11 protein-coding genes are annotated in these 18,263 nt (G+C 61.9%); 8 read left to right on the forward strand and 3 right to left on the reverse strand.

All coding sequences use genetic code 11. The features are described from left to right. The first annotated feature begins 451 nt into the window (after positions 1 to 451). The 3 genes from rplJ (at position 452) to KRR55_RS12450 (ending at position 2,845) form a co-directional block, all read left to right on the forward strand. On the forward strand, positions 452 to 1,006 hold the full coding sequence (gene rplJ / locus KRR55_RS12440; RefSeq protein ID WP_217389410.1) for a 50S ribosomal protein L10: 555 nt from the start codon (positions 452 to 454) through the stop codon (positions 1,004 to 1,006). Between the two features lie 68 nt (positions 1,007 to 1,074). After that, positions 1,075 to 1,446, forward strand: coding sequence for a 50S ribosomal protein L7/L12 (rplL, locus tag KRR55_RS12445; RefSeq protein WP_132358704.1), 372 nt, complete (start codon positions 1,075 to 1,077; stop codon positions 1,444 to 1,446). A gap of 205 nt (positions 1,447 to 1,651) precedes the next feature. After that, positions 1,652 to 2,845 (forward strand): acyltransferase family protein, encoded by a 1,194-nt coding sequence (locus KRR55_RS12450; RefSeq protein ID WP_217389411.1) that lies wholly within the window; start codon positions 1,652 to 1,654, stop codon positions 2,843 to 2,845. Here the strand turns inward: KRR55_RS12450 and KRR55_RS12455 are convergent. Both KRR55_RS12455 and KRR55_RS12460 read right to left on the reverse strand, forming a co-directional pair. Further along, positions 2,808 to 3,278 (reverse strand): aminoacyl-tRNA deacylase, encoded by a 471-nt coding sequence (locus KRR55_RS12455; protein WP_217389521.1) that lies wholly within the window; start codon positions 3,276 to 3,278, stop codon positions 2,808 to 2,810. The two genes, KRR55_RS12450 and KRR55_RS12455, sit on opposite strands and share 38 nt — an antisense overlap. Before the next feature lie 37 nt (positions 3,279 to 3,315). Continuing rightward, positions 3,316 to 4,509 carry an acetyl-CoA C-acetyltransferase gene (locus KRR55_RS12460; protein ID WP_217389412.1) on the reverse strand — a complete coding sequence of 398 codons (1,194 nt, stop codon included), beginning with the start codon at positions 4,507 to 4,509 and terminating at the stop codon, positions 3,316 to 3,318. A gap of 308 nt (positions 4,510 to 4,817) precedes the next feature. Here KRR55_RS12460 and rpoB point away from each other — a divergent pair, with 308 nt between their 5' ends. Both rpoB and KRR55_RS12470 read left to right on the forward strand, forming a co-directional pair. Further along, positions 4,818 to 8,324: a DNA-directed RNA polymerase subunit beta gene (gene rpoB / locus KRR55_RS12465; RefSeq protein ID WP_217389413.1), complete on the forward strand. Its 3,507-nt coding sequence runs from the start codon at positions 4,818 to 4,820 to the stop codon at positions 8,322 to 8,324. A 187-nt stretch (positions 8,325 to 8,511) separates the two neighbouring features. Next, entirely contained in the window at positions 8,512 to 12,405 is a 3,894-nt protein-coding gene (locus tag KRR55_RS12470; protein ID WP_217389414.1) for a DNA-directed RNA polymerase subunit beta', read from the forward strand. A 433-nt stretch (positions 12,406 to 12,838) separates the two neighbouring features. On the opposite strand, the gene KRR55_RS12475 is transcribed toward KRR55_RS12470, so the two are convergent. Next, the gene (locus KRR55_RS12475; protein WP_217389415.1) at positions 12,839 to 14,617 is read right to left on the reverse strand and encodes a DUF222 domain-containing protein; all 1,779 of its coding nucleotides are present in this window, start codon (positions 14,615 to 14,617) and stop codon (positions 12,839 to 12,841) included. Between the two features lie 506 nt (positions 14,618 to 15,123). On the opposite strand from KRR55_RS12475, the gene rpsL reads away from it, so the two are divergent. The 3 genes from rpsL to fusA all read left to right on the forward strand — a co-directional run bounded on the left by rpsL (position 15,124) and on the right by fusA (position 18,164). Further along, positions 15,124 to 15,498, forward strand: a complete 375-nt coding sequence (rpsL, locus tag KRR55_RS12480; protein ID WP_068731493.1) for a 30S ribosomal protein S12 — start codon at positions 15,124 to 15,126, stop codon at positions 15,496 to 15,498. After that, positions 15,498 to 15,968, forward strand: coding sequence for a 30S ribosomal protein S7 (gene rpsG / locus KRR55_RS12485; RefSeq protein ID WP_217389416.1), 471 nt, complete (start codon positions 15,498 to 15,500; stop codon positions 15,966 to 15,968). Before rpsL ends, rpsG begins: the two co-directional genes overlap by 1 nt. Before the next feature lie 81 nt (positions 15,969 to 16,049). Then, positions 16,050 to 18,164: an elongation factor G gene (gene fusA / locus KRR55_RS12490; protein WP_217389417.1), complete on the forward strand. Its 2,115-nt coding sequence runs from the start codon at positions 16,050 to 16,052 to the stop codon at positions 18,162 to 18,164. Positions 18,165 to 18,263 lie beyond the last annotated feature (99 nt).

The raw sequence follows: 18,263 nt of genomic DNA on the forward strand, positions 1-18,263 counted from the left end.
GACTACGTCACCACGCGCTCCATGGCGGAGACCCCAAGCCCCGCCCGAGCGTGTTACCGCAGCAATGCGTTCCCCCAAGTTGCATTGCTGCATAGACGGGCCCCTCCCTTCCGCTATCCCCCAAGTTGCGGAACCTGAGGGGCCTGTCGTCTGTCCACGGCAGGTTCGCCCCTCGGGGAAGTTGCCTACAACACCTGGCTCCGATTTGGAGCCAGGGGCGCCACGCTGTTAGGCTTGGTGATACCGAAGACCGTCGGTCGAGGATTGCTGTTCACGCCGCAAGACTCCGAAAGTCCCACAAAGGACGACCTGCGCAGGTGAACGAAGTGAATCTCCCGCATTTATTTGCGTGCTTTCCGCCCCGTGCATCTGCATGGGGCGTTTTTTATGTCAGTATTCCTGGCCGGGCTGGATCGACTGGTTATCAGATCTATACCCCGGAAGGAGTGTTATGGCAACGCCGACTAAGGTTTCCGCAGTAGAGGAAATCACCGCCGACTTCAAGGAGTCGACCGCCGCTGTCCTGACCGAATACCGTGGGCTTACTGTTGCGCAGCTCAAGCAGCTTCGCCGTTCACTTGGTGCAGATACCAAGTACGCGGTTGTGAAGAACACCTTGACTGGTATCGCAGCAAAGGAAGCCGGCATCGAAGCATTCGAAGGCCAGCTTGCTGGTCCGACTGCTATCGCCTTTATTAAGGGCGACGCAGTTGCTGCCGCTAAGAGCCTCACGGATTTCGCTAAGGAAAACAAGCAGCTCATCATCAAGACCGGTTACTTCGAGGGCAAGGCCCTTGACGCAGCCGAGGTTGCCGCACTGGCAGCACTTGAATCGCGTGAGTTCCAGCTGGCACGTGTTGCCGGTGTGCTGCAGGCTCCGGCTTCCGCCGCAGTCCGCACCATCGAAGCACTGCGCGTCAAGCTCGAAGAAGCAAACGGTGGCGCTGCTGAAGCACCTGCCGAGGCCGAGGCACCTGTTGCCGAAGCCGCCACCGAAGAAGCCTAAGCTTTCTTCAACCCCTCACTCAAGTAACTTGCGGCACTTATGTGCCGCCGACGGAAAGGCTGCCCATCATGGCTAAGCTGTCCACCGAAGAGCTCTTGGAAGCCTTCAAGGAAATGACCATCATCGAGCTCTCCGAGTTCGTAAAGACCTTCGAGGAGACCTTCGAGGTCTCCGCAGCTGCTGTTGCAGTTGCCGGCCCGGCCGCTGGTGCCGCTGAAGCCGAAGAGCAGACTGAATTCGACGTTATCCTCGAAGCAGCCGGCGACAAGAAGATCGCAGTGATCAAGGAAGTTCGCGCCCTGACTTCGCTGGGTCTGAAGGAAGCCAAGGAGGTCGTTGACTCGGCTCCGAAGGCTGTCCTGGAAGGCGCCACCAAGGAAGCTGCAGAAAAGGCAAAGGAAGCCCTCGAGGCTGCCGGCGCAACCGTTACTGTCAAGTAACTCTTCGCTCCCTAACCGCTGGCCCGCAGAACCATTTTGGTTCTGCGGGCCAGCGGTCTTTTAACGCTGATTGCACTTGAAAAAGACTTGTGGTTTTGCCGTGTTTTGGGTGACACTTACCACTTGCCTCCGCGGCACTAATGTTTTTTGATATCGTAGATAACAGATAGGTAACGAACTTGGCGCAAATGTAGGGAGAGCAGCGATGTCGAGCAACGGAACGGCGCTCATCGACGCCCCGGCAACGGCGATCCCGAAGCAGGGGGCCGAAACCACCGCCTCAAGTGCTCGAAGGCCACCCCGACTGGCCCTGCTCGACGGCCTGCGATTCGTCGCAGCTGCCCTCGTGGTCCTTTTCCACTACACGGCCTGGCACCACGGATTCTGGGGCACCGCCGCGGCCAAGGACGCTTGGCCCGTCCTCTCAAAGCTCACCGTTTATGGCAACATGGGCGTTCAGCTGTTTTTCATCATCAGCGGTTTCGTCATCCTGCTGTCCGCCTACGGGAAGAGCGCCGGGCGGTTTGTCGGATCGCGGGTAGGCCGGTTGTACCCGGCCTACTGGTTCGCGGTGTTGACGACTGGATTCCTGGTCATCGTCATGTGGCCCCAACTGGGATCCGGGCTAGGCGCCAAGGAACTCGTAGCGAACCTCACCATGTTCCATCCGCTCATGGAACTGCGGCACATCGACGGGGTCTACTGGACGCTGTGGGTCGAGATGCGTTTCTACCTGCTCATTCTCGCGCTGATTGTCTTGCGGCTGCTTACCATCCGGGGCATGACCATCCTCGCCGTCATCTGGCCAGTGCTGGGCCTGGCAGCAGACCTCATGGACCGTGAGGTGGCGGTCGAGAACCTCATGAGTGAATACGCCCCTCTCTTTTGCGGCGGGATCATGTTGTTCATGATCTACCGTTTCGGGCACAGCATCTTGCGCTGGTCGGTGCTGGCGCTAAACGTCGGAATTGCCGCCTATTTCACCGGAGTCAAGGGTCCCGCCGAGGCCCTGGAACTGGTGGGCTATGTGGTCCCGGCCTGGCACTACTGGGCCATCATGGTAGGTCTTTTTGCCGCGGTAGCCCTGCTGTCGCTCACGCGCCTGGGCAACGTGCAGTGGAGATTCCTGGGGATCCTTGGGGCACTGACCTACCCGGTTTACCTCCTGCACCAGATCTGGGGCTGGTGGATGATCGACCATTTCACGCCGTTGCTGGGGCAGTACGCCACCCTGCCGCTGGTCATGGGGATCGTGTTCTTGGCAGCCTTCATGGTCAATCGCTTCATCGAACGGCCCTTGGCCAAACCCCTGGCGGCGGCCACCACCAGGGGTTTGGGCTACCTGGGCACCCGTCTTGCCCTCAGGAAGAAGGCTGGGGCACCGGCTCGCGGTCGCTGATGTCCGCGACCGTCGCCCCCAGGGCGGCGATCAACGCCGTTGAATCCACGAAGGCCGAATGCCCGTGGGCCCCGGCCCCGATGCAGATGCGACCCGGCTCGACTCCCACGTCGGCGTAGACAGGCCACGGCGTACTCGAACCCAGCGGGGTGATCGTGCCGCGCTCATATCCCGTCGCCGCAAAGGCAACGTCGGAGTGAGGCATTGACAACTTGTTCACGCCCAGCAGGGAGCGCAACTTCGGCCAGGAAATGACCCTGTCTCCGGGAATCAGGGCGAAAAAGAACGATCCGTCCTTGTGCTTGACTACCAGCGACTTGATGATCTCCCGCGGTTCGACGCCCAAGAGCGCCGCGGCCTCCGCCAGGCTTCGGGCTGGGGGGCGGGAAACGACCTCGACGTCCAGCCCGCGTCTGGCCGCGTCCTGGCGCATGCGTTCCACGCCTGCGGGCAACGGATCGGCCAAGGCCCTAGGCCTCGCGACTCAGTAGCAGGGCGTCGCCCTGGCCGCCGCCACCACATAGGCTGACCGCCGTCTTGCCCGAGCCGCGGCGCTTGAGCTCCAGGGCGGCGGTCAGGGCCAGGCGCGCACCAGAGGCGCCGATCGGGTGCCCCAGCGCAATGGCGCCTCCGTGGATGTTCGTCTTTTCCAGCGGGTAGCCAAGGTCTTTCAGGGACTGGCAAGCCACGGCCCCGAATGCCTCGTTGATCTCGATGAAGTCGAGGTCCGAGGTCTGCCATCCCTGGTTCTTCAGGGCCGCGGCAATCGAATTTGACGGCTGCGAATGCAGCGAATTGTCCGGGCCGGCGACCTGTCCGGCCGCTCCGATGGTCGCCAGGATCTCAAGGTTGTGGGACTGGGCGTATTCGCGTGAGGTGACGATGACGGCGGCAGCTCCGTCGGACAGGGGAGAGGAGTTTCCCGCGGTAATGGTGCCGTCCTTGGCGAACGCCGGGCGCAACCCCGCCAGGGTCTCGAGCGTCGTGTTCGGGCGGATTCCCTCGTCCGTGTCGATCAGCAAGGCGTCGCCCTTGCGCTGCGGAATACTGAGCGGAACGATTTCCTCCGCAAAGACGCCCGATTCGATGGCGGCCGCGGCGCGTTGGTGCGAGGCCGCCGCCACCTCGTCCTGCTGGGTGCGGGTCAGCCCCAGGACCGCGTTCTTCGTTTCGGTGCTCACACCCATGGAATTGCCGTCAAAGGCGTCTGTCAGCCCATCGTTGGCGACCGAGTCGATGGCCGAGATGTTTCCGTAGGTCCAGCCCTGGCGGGAACCGGGCAGCAGATGCGGGGTTTGCGTCATGGATTCTTGTCCGCCGGCAACCACGACGTCGGCATCGCCGACGCGAATCAGCCTGGCGGCATCCGTGATGGCGGCCAGGCCGGAGAGACAGACCTTGTTCAAGGTGGTGGCATTGACGTCCCAGCCGATCCCGGCCGCTATGGCACTCTGGCGCGCGGGGTTCTGGCCGCAGCCGGCCTGCACCACGTGGCCCATGATCACTGCCTCCACGTCGCCGGATGGGACCCCGGATCGTTCAAGCGCGCCACGGATGGCGGCGGCACCCAGATCGACGGCGCTCAGGCCGGCAAGTTGGCCGTTGAGCCGGCCGAAGGGCGTGCGGGCGCCGGCGACCAGCACTGCGTCTCGTGGTGAGGACATGATCGAACTCTCGCTTTCAGGGGTAACCGGGAATCAGTACTTACCTCTAGGCTAGCGCGCTGTGGTTTGCGCCACATGGTTTCCAGCTAACCGTGATGGATCTCTCAGCCCAATCCCGGGCTGGGGTGCCGGGTTGCAAGCGGACCGCTGGACATGGTAGGTCGCATCGTGTAACGTGGAACTTTGCGTCTTCTCTTTTCATCTCCGGCCTTCATATAGCGGTGGGCCTGCTCAGCGGTGCTGTGATCAGTGAAACTCTTCACAGAGAGACGACGCCGGAAACCTGACGGTCTGTGGAAGGATCCATCTTGGTCGCCTCGAGCACCTCTAACAACCAAACCGCTAGTTCGGCCCGCAGCGCGGAATATGCTGGCCGACTTTCTTTTGCAAAGATTCACGAACCACTTGACGTCCCAAACCTGCTGGCGCTGCAGACCGAGAGCTTCGACTGGCTCATCGGCAACGAGCGCTGGAAGAACCGTCTGGCATACGCCCAGACCATTGGTGACACCAGTGTCGCCAGCATCTCCGGCCTGGCCGAGATCTTCGAAGAGATCTCCCCGATTGAAGACTTCCAGGAGACCATGTCCCTGAGCTTCTCGGAGCCGGAATTCGCTGACCCGAAGTACACCATGGCCGAGTGCAAGGACCGCGACGCAACCTACGCGGCTCCGCTGTACGTCAAGGCCGAGTTCATGAACAACAACACGGGCGAAATCAAGCAGCAGACCGTGTTCATGGGCGACTTCCCGCTGATGACCGACAAGGGCACCTTCATCATCAACGGCACCGAGCGTGTCGTGGTGTCCCAGCTCGTTCGTTCCCCGGGCGCCTACTTCGAGCGCACCCCGGACAAGACCAGCGACAAGGACATCTTCACCGCGAAGATCATCCCGTCGCGCGGTGCCTGGTTCGAACTGGAAATCGACAAGCGCGACCAGGTCGGCGTCCGCCTTGACCGCAAGCGCAAGCAGTCGGTCACGGTTCTTCTCAAGGCCCTTGGCTGGACCGAAGGCCGCATCCTCGAGGAGTTCGGGCAGTACGACTCGATCCGTGCCACCCTCGAGAAGGACACCACCGATACCCAGGAAGAAGCACTCCTGGATATCTACCGCAAGCTTCGCCCGGGCGAACCGCCGACGGTCGATGCTGCACAGGCGTTGCTGAAGAACCTCTACTTCGAGGCGAAGCGCTACGACCTGGCCAAGGTTGGTCGTTACAAGATCAACCGCAAGCTCGGTGTTGACACCCCGCTGAACAGCCCCGACGCCTCGGTCCTGAACATCGACGACATCGTCGCGATGATCAAGTTCCTGGTGGCGCTGCACGCCGGCGAGAAGACCACCCCGGGCATCCGCGACGGCAAGCCCGTCGACCTGACCGTGAGCATCGATGACATCGACCACTTCGGCAACCGTCGCATCCGCGCCGTTGGCGAATTGATCGAGAACCAGGTCCGCACGGGCCTCTCCCGCATGGAGCGCGTCGTTCGCGAACGCATGACCACGCAGGACGTCGAGGCAATCACCCCGCAGACGCTGATCAACATCCGCCCGGTTGTTGCAGCGATCAAGGAGTTCTTCGGAACCTCCCAGCTCTCGCAGTTCATGGACCAGAACAACCCGCTGGCCGGTCTGACGCACAAGCGTCGTCTTTCCGCGCTGGGCCCGGGCGGTTTGTCCCGTGACCGTGCAGGCATGGAAGTTCGAGACGTCCACCCGTCCCACTACGGACGCATGTGCCCGATTGAAACCCCTGAAGGCCCGAACATTGGCCTGATCGGTTCGTTGGCGACCTACGGCCGCATCAACGCCTTCGGCTTCATCGAAACCCCGTACCGCCAGGTCGTCGACGGCCGGGTCACCGGCCAGATCGACTACCTGACCGCCGACGACGAGCTCGAGTGCTTCATTGCGCAGGCCAACGCGCCGCTGAGCGAAGACGGTCACTTCATCGAAGAGGGCGTCCTGGTCCGCGAAAAGGGTGGTGGCGGCGAGCCGGTCATCGCCGAACCGCACGAGATCGAATACATGGACGTTTCCCCGCGCCAGATGGTGTCGGTGGCAACCGCCCTGATTCCGTTCCTCGAGCACGACGATGCCAACCGCGCACTGATGGGCGCCAACATGCAGCGCCAGGCCGTGCCGCTGCTGGCCTCCGAGTCCCCGCTCGTGGGCACCGGCATGGAGAAGTTCGCTGCAGTGGATGCCGGCGATTCCGTCGTTGCCTCCACCGGCGGCGTCGTCTCCGAGGTCTCGGCCGACCTGGTCACCGTCATGAACGACGACGGCACCGAGACGGCCTACCCGATCATGAAGTTTGCCCGCTCCAACCAGGGCAACGCCTACAACCAGCGCGTGATGGTTTCCGAGGGCGACCGGGTTGACTACAACTCGATCATTGCCGACGGCCCGTCCACCGACAAGGGCGAGCTCGCCCTGGGCAAGAACCTCCTCGTGGCGTTCATGTCCTGGGAAGGCCACAACTTCGAGGATGCAATCATCCTTTCCCAGCGCATGGTCTCCGACGATGTGCTGACCTCGATCCACATCGAGGAGCACGAAGTTGATGCCCGCGACACCAAGCTCGGTGCCGAGGAAATCACCCGCGACATCCCGAACGTCTCCGAAGAGATCCTTGCCCAGCTCGACGAGCGCGGCATCATCCACATCGGTGCAGAGGTTGAAGCAGGCGACATCCTCGTTGGCCGTGTCACGCCCAAGGGCGAGACCGAGCTGACCCCGGAAGAGCGCCTGCTGCGCGCCATCTTCGGTGAGAAGTCCCGCGAAGTGCGCGACACCTCCCTGAAGGTGCCGCACGGCGAGTCCGGCGTGGTCATCGGCGTTCGCATCTTCGATCGCGACAACGACGACGACCTGCCCCCGGGCGTCAACCAGCTGGTCCGCGTTTACGTGGCCCAGAAGCGCAAGATCACCAACGGTGACAAGCTCGCTGGCCGCCACGGCAACAAGGGCGTCATCTCCAAGATCCTGCCGATCGAGGACATGCCGTTCCTGGAAGACGGAACCGCCGTCGACATCGTCCTGAACCCGCTGGGTGTTCCGGGCCGAATGAACGTCGGACAGGTCCTGGAAATCCACCTGGCCTGGGCCGCGAAGCAGGGCTGGAAGATCGAGGGCGAGCCGGAGTGGGTCAAGAACCTGCCAGCGCTCCCGCGTGAAATGGGATCCACCAAGGTTGCCAGCCCCGTCTTCGATGGTGCTTCGGAGGACGAAATCCGCGGACTGCTCGACCACACGGCAGTGACCCGTGACGGCGTGCGCCTGATCGGCAACTCCGGCAAGGCCCGTCTGTTCGACGGCCGCTCCGGCGAGCCGTTCCCGGACCCGGTGTCCGTTGGCTACATGTACATCTTGAAGCTCCACCACCTGGTGGACGACAAGATCCACGCCCGCTCCACCGGCCCGTACTCCATGATCACGCAGCAGCCGCTGGGTGGTAAGGCACAGTTCGGTGGCCAGCGCTTTGGTGAGATGGAAGTGTGGGCCCTGGAGGCCTACGGTGCCGCATACACCTTGCAGGAACTGCTCACGATCAAGTCCGATGACATCCACGGTCGCGTGAAGGTCTACGAGGCGATCGTCAAGGGCGAGAACATCCCGGAGCCTGGCGTTCCGGAATCGTTCAAGGTCCTGATCAAGGAAATGCAGTCGTTGTGCTTGAACGTCGAGGTCCTCGGAACCGACGGCAACACCATCGAAATGCGAGACTCGGACGAAGAAGTCTTCCGGGCTGCGGAAGAACTCGGCATCGACCTTTCCCGGTCGGAACCGAACTCCGTCGAAGAGGTCTAGTTCCAACCCCGTGTCCATGGGTCGGGGGAGCGCTGGGGGTCCAAGGGCCCGCATCGCTCCCCAGCCCGGGAACACGGCACCGAACTGGACATCTTCCAGACCCAACGGTGAGCGCGGATCCGCACCGGATCCGCGAACACCTCACCAAATTAGACTTCAGAGAACTTAGAAGAGAGATAAGGACCATATGTCCAGCGAATCCTCATTCGGCCTCATGCGCATCGGCCTGGCAACTGCGGACGAGATCCGCGGGTGGAGCTACGGCGAGGTAAAGAAGCCCGAAACCATCAACTACCGCACCCTCAAGCCGGAGAAGGACGGTCTTTTCTGCGAAAAGATCTTCGGTCCGACCCGTGACTGGGAGTGCAACTGCGGCAAGTACAAGCGCGTGCGTTTCAAGGGCATCATTTGCGAACGCTGTGGCGTCGAAGTCACCCGTGCCAAGGTCCGCCGCGAACGCATGGGCCACATCGAGCTCGCCGCCCCGGTGACCCACATCTGGTACTTCAAGGGCGTTCCCTCGCGCTTGGGCTACCTGCTCGACCTGGCCCCGAAGGATCTTGAGAAGATCATTTACTTCGCGGCCTACATGGTCACCGCCGTTGATGAAGAGCGCCGCCACGCCGAGCTGCCGAACCTCCAGGCCCAGCATGACCTGGAACGCAAGCAGCTGGTTGACACCCGCGACTCCGACATCGCCGCCATTGCCCGCGACCTCGAGGACCAGCTTGCTGCCCTCGAAGCCGACGGTGCCAAGGCAGCGGAGAAGAAGAAGGCCCGCGACCTGGCCGACAAGACCATGGCCCAGGTGCGCAAGCGCGCCGACGCCGACATCGAGCGTCTTGACCAGGTCTGGGACCGCTTCAAGAACCTCAAGGTCGCCGACCTCGAGGGAGACGAAGGCCTGTTCCGTTCGCTGCGCGAACGCTACGGACTGTACTTCGAAGGCTCCATGGGCGCCGAAGCCATCAAGAAGCGCCTCGAGGGCTTCGACATGGAAGCGGAAGCCGAGCTCCTTCGCGAGATCATCGAGAACGGCAAGGGCCAGCGCAAGACGCGTGCCCTGAAGCGCCTCAAGGTTGTCAACGCGTTCCTGACCACCACCAACTCCCCGTTGGGCATGGTCCTGGACGCCGTCCCGGTGATCCCGCCGGAACTGCGCCCGATGGTTCAGTTGGACGGTGGCCGCTTCGCGACCTCCGACCTCAACGACCTGTACCGCCGCGTCATCAACCGCAACAACCGCCTCAAGCGCTTGTTGGACCTGGGCGCGCCGGAAATCATCGTGAACAACGAAAAGCGCATGCTGCAGGAAGCTGTGGACTCGCTCTTCGACAACGGCCGTCGTGGCCGTCCGGTGACCGGTCCGGGCAACCGTCCGCTGAAGTCCCTGAGCGACATGCTCAAGGGCAAGCAGGGACGATTCCGCCAGAACCTCCTCGGCAAGCGTGTTGACTACTCGGGCCGTTCGGTCATCGTGGTCGGCCCGCAGCTGAAGCTGCACCAGTGTGGTCTGCCCAAGCAGATGGCGCTGGAGCTCTTCAAGCCGTTCGTGATGAAGCGCCTGGTTGACCTCAACCACGCCCAGAACATCAAGAGCGCCAAGCGCATGGTCGAGCGTTACCGTCCGCAGGTTTGGGACGTTCTCGAAGAGATCATCACCGAGCACCCGGTGTTGCTGAACCGTGCACCTACCCTGCACCGTTTGGGCATCCAGGCGTTTGAACCGCAGTTGGTTGAAGGTAAGGCCCTTCAGCTGCACCCGCTGGTTTGTGCTGCTTTCAACGCCGACTTCGACGGTGACCAGATGGCAGTCCACCTGCCGCTGAGCCCCGAGGCACAGGCAGAGGCCCGGATTCTGATGCTCTCGAGCAACAACATCCTGAAGCCCTCCGACGGCCGCCCGGTTGCCCTGCCTTCGCAGGATATGATCATCGGTCTGCACCACTTGACCACCAAGCGCCTGGACGAGAAGGGCGCCGGTCGTGCGTTCTCCTCGGCCGCCGAGGCGATCATGGCCATGGACCGCGGCGAGCTGCACCTGAACTCGCCGGTGAAGATCCGCGTCACGGGCTTTGTCCCGTCCGCGGAACAGCCGGCTCCGGAAGGCTGGGTTGAGGGCACCGAGGCGCTTATCGAAACCTCGCTGGGTCAGGTGCTGTTCAACGAGACCCTGCCCGCGGACTACCCGTGGGTTGAGCGTGTCGCCGGCAAGGATGCCCTCTCCGAGATCGTCAACGACTTGGCCGAGCGCTACCCGAAGGTGGTTACGGCGGCAACGCTGGACAACCTGAAGGACGCCGGCTTCAAGTGGGCCACCCGCTCGGGTGTCACCGTTGCCATCTCGGACATCACCTCGAACATGGACAAGGCAGCCATCCTTGCACCGTACGAGGTAAAGGCAACCCGCGTGCAGTCCCAGTACGACAAGGGCCTGATTGCGGACTCCGAACGCCGCCAGGACCTGATCGACATCTGGACCAAGGCGACCGACGAGGTTGCCGAGGCAATGCGCGCCGGCATGGAAGAGCTGAACACCATTAACCGAATGGTGACCTCCAAGGCTCGTGGTAACTGGCTGCAGCTGCGCCAGATTGCCGGTATCCGTGGCCTGGTGTCCAACCCTAAGGGCGAGATCATCCCGCGTCCGATCAAGTCTTCGTACCGCGAAGGCCTGTCGGTTCTCGAGTACTTCATCGCTACCCACGGTGCCCGTAAGGGCCTGGCCGATACCGCGCTGAAGACCGCCAACTCGGGTTACCTGACCCGTCGTCTGGTGGACGTCTCGCAGGATGTCATCGTGCGCGAGCTCGACTGCGGCACCAGCCGCGGCCTGAACGTGCCGATTGCCTACACCGACGAAATCGGTACCGTGCGTATGCACGAAACCGTTGAGAACTCGGCGTACACCCGTACGTTGGCCACTGACGTGACCGATGCCTCGGGCACCGTGCTGGCCGAGGGTGGATCCGACGTGGGCGACGTGCTCATCGACGAACTGTTCGCAGCCGGCGTCACCGAGATCAAGGTCCGCTCCGTGCTGACCTGTGAATCGGCCGTTGGAACCTGTGCACTTTGCTACGGTCGTTCCCTGGCCAGCGGCAAGACCGTGGACATCGGTGAGGCAGTGGGCATTATCGCCGCACAGTCCATTGGTGAGCCCGGTACCCAGCTGACCATGCGTACCTTCCACACCGGTGGTGCTGCTTCCGCGGAAGATATCACCCAGGGTCTGCCCCGTATCCAGGAGCTCTTCGAGGCACGTACACCCAAGGGTGTCGCCCCGATCTCCGAGGTTGCGGGTCGTGTCACGATCGAGGACAGCGAAAAGCAGCTCCGCATCGTGATCACCCCGGACAACGGCGACGAAGAGATCGCTTACCCGGTTCTGCGTCGTGCACGTCTGTTGGTCGTCGAGGGCGAGTCCGTCGCCGTTGGCCAGCAGCTGGTTGCCGGTGCCATCGACCCGAAGCAGGTCCTGCGAGTTCTTGGCCCGCGTGAGGCACAGAAGTTCCTCGTCCGCGAAGTCCAGGAGGTCTACCAGTCCCAGGGCGTTGGCATCCACGACAAGCACGTGGAAGTCATCGTTCGCCAGATGCTTCGCCGCATCACCGTCATCGAGTCGGGCGACACCGACTTGCTGCCGGGCGAGCTTGCGGACAAGGCACGCTTCCAGTCGGAGAACCGCAAGGCCGTCTCCGAGGGCAAGCGCCCGGCATCGGGTCGCGACGAGCTGATGGGTATCACCAAGGCCTCCTTGGCCACCGATTCCTGGCTCTCGGCCGCGTCCTTCCAGGAGACCACGCGTGTCCTGACCCAGGCCGCAATGGAAGGCAAGTCCGATCCATTGCTCGGCCTGAAGGAAAACGTCATCATCGGTAAGCTGATCCCGGCCGGCACCGGCCTGGATCGCTACACCCAGGTGAACGTGGAACCGACCGAGGCGGCGAAGGCTTCGCTGTTCACCGGACAGTCCGCTTTCTCCACCGGCATGGACTACGAAGGTCTGGAGCCGGGCCTCAGCCCGGAATTCCACGCCATCGCCATGGATGACTACGATCTCGGCAACGATTTCCGCTAAGGCGTAGTTCTTCTCCCCGGCCGTGCCGGGGAGAAGAGCACGTAACAAGGCCGGCCCGTGCCGCGCTTCCCTTTCCTCGCAAGAGGTGCGGGGGAGTGCGGCACGGGCCGGCCTTTTAGTGCCCGAAATGCGGCATTGCCGTACACGTGCCCCGTCATGGGAACCCGGGCGGCGTCCGGCAGCAGTGTCCATGGACCATGGTTGGGGAGCGGCGATTCCGAGACTGGGTGAAATTACATCTAGTACAAATCTGTGGCCGGTGGACCCACTTTGCCTGCCGGGAGCTCCGGGGAAGGTGCGGGGCTCCGGGTCTTGCCTTGAATGCGCGCAACTGAGCGAGGACAAGTGTCTTGAACCCCAAACCAGTCGCACCTGCAACTAGTGGATAAGTGCCCAATAGATTCCCGCAGTGGTTGCCCGCTGCCAGTTCCAGTTAACGGATGGGGACACTTTGGGGATGGAAAATCCAATTTCGTCTGAGTCGTTGCTCGGGATCCCTGGCCTTGCTCTGCAGGACGTGGGGGATCGCGTCCACAAGGATGATCTTGAAGTGCCCGGCATGGAAGGACGCGTGGCATACCGGGCAGAGCAGTGCACCATTCGAAAGATTTGTCTTGCCGCCGAGGTACCACGGATCGATGTGGTTGGCCTCGCAGCGGTGCGCGGCCATGGTGCAGCCGGGGTTGATGCATCCACGGTCCCTCAGTGCCAGGGCGCGCCGTTGCGCCCGGCTGAAGAAGCGTTGGGTCCGTCCCAGGTCCAGAGGTTGGGACTCAGTGCCCAACACCGCGGGAATCGCGTTGGCGACGGAGGCGAGTCTGCGAGCGTAACCGGCGGAAACCAGGTGCCCGTGGGTGGTGATGCCTGGATCATTGAGTTTTCCGACCAGTGACTCCCACGAAATTGTCACGATCATTTCGATGTTGGGCTTTGCGGGGAGGCCCGGTTCCGTCTCCCCATCCCGGTTGATGGCGAACCGCATGCTGTCGAGAAAGGCCTGAAGCAAATTTCTGGCCTTGTGTCGTTCTCGGGCTTCCGCCAGTGTCTCCCCTGGGAGGACTTCGATGTCGGCCCCCTGGGCGCCGGTCATGGTCGGCTGGCCGAGATCGGTGAATCCCGCCCGGGGGCGTTGGTCAATGGGGGTTTCTGGATCAATGGCCCAGGATGGGATGGTTTCCGCATCGGGGGAGAGCGAGGTGCTGGGCAGGCCGGGAAGCGCTGGCTGTCCTTCACCGTCTTGCGTTGCAGTTGGCCCGGCATCGTCAGGGGATTGGGTGCCCGTGCCGAAGGCGGAATGCGGGTTGGCCAGCTGGTCGGCCAGCGTCGAGAGCAATTCGTGCCCCTCGACGCCGGTGCAAAGCTCCCAAATGAATCCACGTGCCCTCTTGCCCTGGAAGCGCAGGCCGAAATTGGTTTCCATCAGTGCCTCGCTGCGTTCGAGTGCGGTTGCATCGAGCTGCGCGGAGAGGTGCTTAAGCAGTTGATCCGTGCCCGTCTGGTTTCGGGCCACGAGGGACTCGGCCAGCTCCGACTCGATTCGACCGAGGGCTTCGTCGGGGTTGGCCTGGGCATCGATGCCGGGTTGGAGCGAGCGCAGCCGGCGGGCGGCGCCTGCGACTCGATGGGGGTCCGCCGTTCCGTCGTTGAAAACCTTACCCAGATGCTCGAAGCGGGGAGCAATGGCGGCGCCGTTGAACCCGCTGCGGGGAAGGAGCAGGTCGCGGCTGATGAGCCGCTGCCTGGCCTGGCTGTAGGAGAGGTTCAACCGGTCCTTCAGGAAACCGACGGCATCCCGGCAGGGCATCTTGCTGCCGGGTCGGTGGTATTCGTCAGCGGGCAGGGCTGTTGCCCCTCCGACGAAGTCCTCCAGATGGCTGTGCAATTCATGCAGTTCCTCCAGTGGCTTCTCGCACAAGGTGTGGGCGTCGGTCTCCTCGATCTTGCCCGCGGCAACGATTTGTGCGCGGCCCGTGGTTCGGCCAAGATCCTCAGCCAGGAGGGCCAGCAGGAGCGCCCGAACCGCTGAATTCCCGACGTCGTCCGCGATGTCGTCGATGAGTCGCTTGACGAGCGGATTGAGCATGGCCAGCAGGCGCAACTTGTCGTCCGCGGATAGTTCGAACGTGGTGTCGTCCGAGGTGTCCGCGGACGCGAGCCCGGCCGGCAGCAATGCGGCCAGCCCGGCAGTGGTGAGCGCCGCCAGTGATTCCATGTCTCCACCATGGGCCCTTTCCTGGCCCGCCGTGACTGGGCTTGGCAAATATGTGGACAACCTTGGCTAAAAGTGCGGCGTCACCCCGGTGGCCGACTGGTGAATATTCTCGGCATCAACCGGAGACGCCTGGGCGGGATTAAGTGACGTGCACTGCATCCATGTCATGCCTGTGCGCCGGGTTGTCGGCGGAATTCCCGCGATTCGCGGCAAATCCCGCGTTTCCGTGAGGCCGCGCGGAGAGACGCGGCCAAAATGCTTGGCATGCCTCGAGAGTCTCGGTGTCATGGCTGGCCGGATGTGCGTGCTAAGCTAGAGGTAATTGTTTTTCATGTGTGGCAAATGGACACGGTCCGGGTTGCGGGTAGGTTGCGCAACAGATGCCACACTTTCGCACGCCTAAGGTCAATTCCGAAGTCGCTGTGATGAAACGACTATAAACGCAGCGTCTCCAAGCAGTTTGATTGTGGGCGTCGCCGCAGAACAAGAAACCGGAGGACACGAAAGTGCCTACTATTCAGCAGCTGGTCCGCAAGGGCCGCTCGCCGAAGGTCAAAAAGACCAAGGCCCCAGCCCTCAAGGGCAACCCGATGCGTCGTGGCGTATGCACCCGTGTGTACACCACGACCCCGAAGAAGCCGAACTCCGCACTTCGTAAGGTCGCACGCGTGCGCCTTGCAGGTGGCGTTGAAGTGACCGCTTACATCCCTGGTGTTGGTCACAACCTTCAGGAACACTCCATCGTGCTCGTTCGCGGTGGTCGTGTGAAGGACCTTCCGGGTGTGCGCTACAAGATCGTACGTGGTGCCCTCGATACCCAGGGTGTGAAGAACCGTAAGCAAGCTCGTTCTCGCTACGGTGCCAAGAAGGAAGGTAAGTAATGCCTCGTAAGGGCCCGGCGCCAGCGCGCCCCCTCGTCTCGGATCCGGTTTACGGTTCCCCGCTTGTTACCCAGCTGATCAACAAGGTCTTGGTTGATGGTAAGAAGTCCACTGCAGAGCGTATCGTTTACGGTGCACTCGAAGGTGCCTTGGCCAAGAACGGTACCGACCCGGTCGTGACCCTGAAGAAGGCCATGGATAACATCCGCCCGGCCCTCGAAGTTCGCTCCCGCCGTGTCGGTGGCGCAACCTACCAGGTTCCCGTCGAGGTCAAGCCCGGACGCTCCACCGCGCTGGCTCTTCGCTGGCTCGTTGGCTACTCCAAGGCTCGCCGCGAGAAGACGATGATCGAACGTCTCATGAACGAGATCCTCGACGCCTCGAATGGTCTTGGTGCCGCTGTCAAGCGTCGCGAAGACACCCACAAGATGGCAGAGTCCAACAAGGCATTCGCCCACTACCGCTGGTAAAAAGCGTTTAGTCCAGTTGGCGGGATTGATCGCAGATCAGTTCCGCCAACATTTCGGACTTAACCTACAAAGGGAGACATCGTGGCACAGGACGTGCTTACCGACCTAAACAAGGTCCGCAATATCGGTATCATGGCTCACATTGATGCCGGTAAGACCACTACTACGGAACGCATCCTGTTCTACACGGGTGTGAACCACAAGCTCGGCGAAACGCACGATGGTGCCTCGACGACTGACTGGATGGAGCAGGAGAAGGAGCGCGGCATTACTATCACGTCTGCCGCCGTGACCTGCTTCTGGAACAAAAACCAGATCAACATCATTGACACCCCGGGCCACGTTGACTTCACCGTTGAGGTTGAGCGCTCGCTGCGCGTCCTCGATGGCGCCGTTGCCGTGTTCGATGGCAAGGAAGGCGTGGAGCCGCAGTCCGAGACTGTTTGGCGCCAGGCCGACAAGTACAACGTGCCGCGTATCTGCTTCGTCAACAAGATGGACAAGCTTGGTGCCGACTTCTACTTCACCGTAGACACCATCATCAAGCGTCTTGGCGCCAAGCCGCTGGTCATGCAGCTGCCGATCGGCTCCGAGTCAGAGTTCACCGGCGTTGTCGACCTGATGACGATGAAGGCTTTCGTTTGGGAAGGCGACTCCAAGGGTGACGTCACCATGGGTGCCGCCTACGAGACCCGCGAAATTCCGGCCGACTTGCTGGAAAAGGCCCAGGAATACCGCGCCAAGCTGGTTGAGGATGTCGCTGAGGCATCCGACGAGCTCATGGAGAAGTTCCTCGAAGGCGAAGAGATCAGCATTGCTGAACTCAAGGCCGGCATCCGCAAGATGGTTGTCAACTCGGAGATCTACCCGGTCTTCTGTGGTTCCGCCTTCAAGAACCGCGGCGTTCAGCCGATGCTTGATGCCGTTATCGACTTCCTGCCGAATCCGATGGATGTTGGCGCGACGATCGGTCACGATCCGAGGAACGAAGAGATCGAGCTCAAGCGCGAGCCGAATGAAACCGATCCCTTCTCGGCACTTGCCTTCAAGATCGCAACCCACCCGTTCTTCGGCCAGTTGAACTTCATCCGCGTGTACTCCGGCAAGGCAACTCCGGGTACCCAGCTGCTGAACTCGACCAAGCAGAAGAAGGAACGCATTGGCAAGCTCTTCCAGATGCACGCCAACAAGGAAATGCCGGTAGACGAGGTCCACGCAGGCCACATCTACGCAGTCATTGGCCTCAAGGACACCACCACCGGTGATACCTTGTGCGATCCGGCACACCCGATCGTTCTTGAGTCGATGTCCTTCCCCGATCCCGTGATCTTCGTTGCCATTGAGCCGAAGACCAAGGGTGACCAGGAGAAGCTCTCGACTGCGATCCAGAAGCTTTCGGCCGAGGACCCGACGTTCACCGTCTCCCTCAACGAAGACACTGGCCAGACCGAAATCGGCGGCATGGGCGAGCTCCACCTGGACATCCTGGTGGACCGCATGCGCCGCGAATTCCGCGTCGAAGCCAACGTCGGCAAGCCGCAGGTTGCTTACCGCGAAACCATCAAGAAGGCTGTGGAGAAGGTTGACTTCACCCACAAGAAGCAGACCGGTGGTTCCGGCCAGTTCGCAAAGGTCCAGGTCTCGTTCGAGCCCCTGGAAGTTGTTGAAGGTGTCATCTACGAGTTCAAGAACGGCGTAACCGGCGGCCGTATTCCTCGCGAATACATCCCTTCGGTCGACGCAGGTATCCAGGACGCCATGCAGTTCGGCATCCTGGCCGGCTACCCGATGGTGGGCGTCAAGGCGACCCTCCTCGACGGTGCCTACCACGACGTTGACTCCTCGGAAATGGCATTCAAGATCGCCGGCTCCCAGGTGTTCAAGGAAGGCGCACGCCGCGCCCAGCCGATCATCCTCGAGCCGGTCATGGATGTCGAAGTCCGTACTCCCGAGGAGTACATGGGCGACGTCATCGGTGACTTGAACTCCCGCCGTGGCTCCATCGCCTCGATGGAAGACGCAGCAGGCGTCAAGGTCATTCGCGCGACGGTTCCGCTGTCTGAAATGTTCGGTTACATTGGTGACCTGCGTTCCAAGACCCAGGGCCGTGCCGTGTACTCGATGACCTTCTCCAGCTACTCCGAGGTCCCGAAGGCTGTTGCCGACGAGATCATCCAGAAGAACCGCGGCGAGTAATCGTCTAGGACCAACATTGGCCGTGAGCCCGGTTCCCGGGTGAGTGGCCGCACGATGGGGCCGGATCAGAGAAATCCAATCCGGCCCCGTCAGGCCAAC

It is taken from the genome of Paeniglutamicibacter quisquiliarum, from assembly GCF_019084045.1.
Classification (GTDB): Bacteria; Actinomycetota; Actinomycetes; order Actinomycetales; family Micrococcaceae; genus Paeniglutamicibacter; species Paeniglutamicibacter quisquiliarum.

Bases quoted from the DNA above. Each gene is read 5' to 3' on its own strand.
- rplJ (WP_217389410.1), top strand. From the start codon at position 452: ATGGCAACGCCGACTAAGGTTTCCGCAGTAGAGGAAATCACCGCCGAC.
- rpsG (WP_217389416.1), top strand. From the start codon at position 15,498: ATGCCTCGTAAGGGCCCGGCGCCAGCGCGCCCCCTCGTCTCGGATCCG.
- KRR55_RS12475 (WP_217389415.1), bottom strand. From the start codon at position 14,617: ATGGAATCACTGGCGGCGCTCACCACTGCCGGGCTGGCCGCATTGCTG.
- KRR55_RS12455 (WP_217389521.1), bottom strand. From the start codon at position 3,278: ATGCGCCAGGACGCGGCCAGACGCGGGCTGGACGTCGAGGTCGTTTCC.
- KRR55_RS12460 (WP_217389412.1), bottom strand. From the start codon at position 4,509: ATGTCCTCACCACGAGACGCAGTGCTGGTCGCCGGCGCCCGCACGCCC.
- rplL (WP_132358704.1), top strand. From the start codon at position 1,075: ATGGCTAAGCTGTCCACCGAAGAGCTCTTGGAAGCCTTCAAGGAAATG.
- KRR55_RS12470 (WP_217389414.1), top strand. From the start codon at position 8,512: ATGTCCAGCGAATCCTCATTCGGCCTCATGCGCATCGGCCTGGCAACT.
- KRR55_RS12450 (WP_217389411.1), top strand. From the start codon at position 1,652: ATGTCGAGCAACGGAACGGCGCTCATCGACGCCCCGGCAACGGCGATC.